Source organism: Butyrivibrio proteoclasticus (genome assembly GCF_900115735.1).
Taxonomy (GTDB): Bacteria; Bacillota; Clostridia; order Lachnospirales; family Lachnospiraceae; genus Butyrivibrio; species Butyrivibrio proteoclasticus_B.
Map to the genome: position 1 here is coordinate 1 of NZ_FOXO01000068.1, position 2,241 is coordinate 2,241.

Genomic DNA, 2,241 nt, shown 5'->3' on the forward strand with positions numbered 1-2,241 from the left:
TGAACGCATACCTAAATAATCCTATAAACAAATGCTGAAAAACGCAGAAAAATACTGAGTTTTTCAGCATTTTTTATTGCATCATAGATAGATATGCGTTATGATATACACATATCTATCTAAGGAGGTTAATTATGTCTATTGTGTATCAAACTGACAAGCGATCAGGCATTACTTATGCTTATGAATCCAAGTCTTATTGGGATAAGGAAACAAAGATGCCAAGGTGCAAACGGACTTTAATTGGCAGAGTTGATCCGGAGACCGGAGAAATAAAGCCCACTGACGGAAGATGTAGAAAGAACAGCCCTTATCAAAAGGCTGAGCCCACTGCCGAGGAAAAGATCATGGAGCGGCTAAGGGGAATGAAGGTGAGCGAACTCAAAAAAGAAATAGTCAGACTTGAGCTTGAGTTAGAAGCAGTAAAAAGTAAGAAATAGCAATTGCATGGGAGCATAAAAGGTGAAATTATCTGAGTATATCTGGTTTCTTAAATATCGTAACAGCATCCTGCGAAGACAGGTTGAAAGCTATCAGAATGGGAACGCTTTCAACAGCCTCAGGGATGATTATGAGGCTATAATCCATAAGAAGAATATACAGATAAAAATGCTTGAGCGTGATGTCGCCAAGGCTCAGAATGAAACCATTTCATCCAGAAAAGCATGGTCTGAGGTATTTGATGACCTCGAAAAAGAGCATAAAAAAGAAATAGATGAAAAGGATCGGGAAATCGCCAGATTAAAAGAACGTGTTCTTGAAGTTGAACGTCAAAGGGATGCAGCCCTTGATAAATCACGTGACAAACAACGGGAAATATACCGAATCGGAATAGAACTTGAGGAAGAAAAAGGAAAGAATCAGAAGCTTACAGCACAGGTAAACAAGGATTTTGAGAATTCTTCTATTCCCTCTTCACTTCAGGGACCTGGGAGAAAAAAGATTCCCAATGCCCGTGTTAAGACAGATAAAAAACGTGGAGGACAACCCGGCCATAAAGGCCATTTCCTCAAGCCTCTAAAGCCTACCGAAACACATATGCTCCCCGACCCTGAGAAATATACATCAGATCCTGACTATTATGCAACTGGTAAAGTCATACGCAGACAAAAGATTGAGATTGTTCTTGGAATACGCGTAAATGAATATACGGCAAGAGAATTTAGAAGCAGAATTAACGGTTCCAGGGTTCATGCCGAGTTTCCAAATGGCTATGTGAATAAAGTTAATTATGACAGCTCCGTTAAGGCACTCGCATTTTTTCTATCAAATGAATGCAACGTGTCATGTGGAAAAATCAAACAGCTTTTATGTGATTTATCTGAAGGACGCCTGCAGATGTCGGAAGCTACTATAAATGGTCTTAGTGAAGAATTCTCATCAAAAACTGAGTCGGAAAAAAGGGATATCATTACAAGGGTAATGACGTCCCCTGTTGTAAACACGGATTTCACTAATGCCAATGTAGACGGGAAATCCAAGCATGTCCTTATAATAGCATCACCAAGCAGGAATGCTGCCATGTTCATTGCCAGGGATAACAAAGGACATAAAGGTATCAAAGGGACGCCACTTGAGAATTATGTTGGAACTATGGTTCATGATCATGCCACAGAATTCTACAAATATGGCATGAAGCACCAGGAATGTTCTCAGCATAACTGTAGATATGCAATAGGAAGCATAGAGAATGAGCCGCATCTGAAATGGAATAAGAAGATGCATAAACTTGTCCAAAAGATGTTGCACTACCGTAACAGCCTTGGTCCAGAGGATGATTTGGACAAGAAAAAAGTAGCGGCTCTTGAGAGACAATATGATAAGATTCTCGAACTGGCAGAAAAAGAGTACCTTGATAATCCGCCCAGTGACTATTATCGCGAGGGCTATAATCTATTTAAACGGCTTGTAAAGTACAAGGAAAGTGAACTGCTCTTCCTGCACGACAAAGCGGTTCCGGCAAACAATTCGTTAGCTGAGAGATTGGCGAGAGTCTTCAAGCGAAAGCAAAAACAGATGATGGTTTTCAGAAGCAGAGACAATTTTGAATATGTCTGTGACAGCCTGGGAATTCTATATACGCTAAAGTTTGAAGAAGGAAATCTATACAACAGGGTAACAGATATCTTTGACCGGAAACGTTACAGAAAAAAGAAGAAAAAGAAAGTAGAAGAAGCCGATGTGAGTGCATGATCACATCGGCTTTATTCGTGAACCACTGGCTAACAACTGAATTGTAAC

At 40.0% G+C, this 2,241-nt stretch carries 2 protein-coding genes; both read left to right on the forward strand.

Features of this window, described 5'->3' with window-relative positions:
- The first annotated feature begins 134 nt into the window (after positions 1–134).
- Positions 135–440 carry a hypothetical protein gene (locus BM146_RS19910; protein ID WP_074892235.1) on the forward strand — a complete coding sequence of 102 codons (306 nt, stop codon included), beginning with the start codon at positions 135–137 and terminating at the stop codon, positions 438–440.
- Between the two features lie 22 nt (positions 441–462).
- Complete coding sequence (locus BM146_RS18885; protein WP_074892237.1) at positions 463–2,193, forward strand: IS66 family transposase; 1,731 nt, start codon at positions 463–465, stop codon at positions 2,191–2,193.
- The last annotated feature ends 48 nt before the right edge of the window (positions 2,194–2,241 follow it).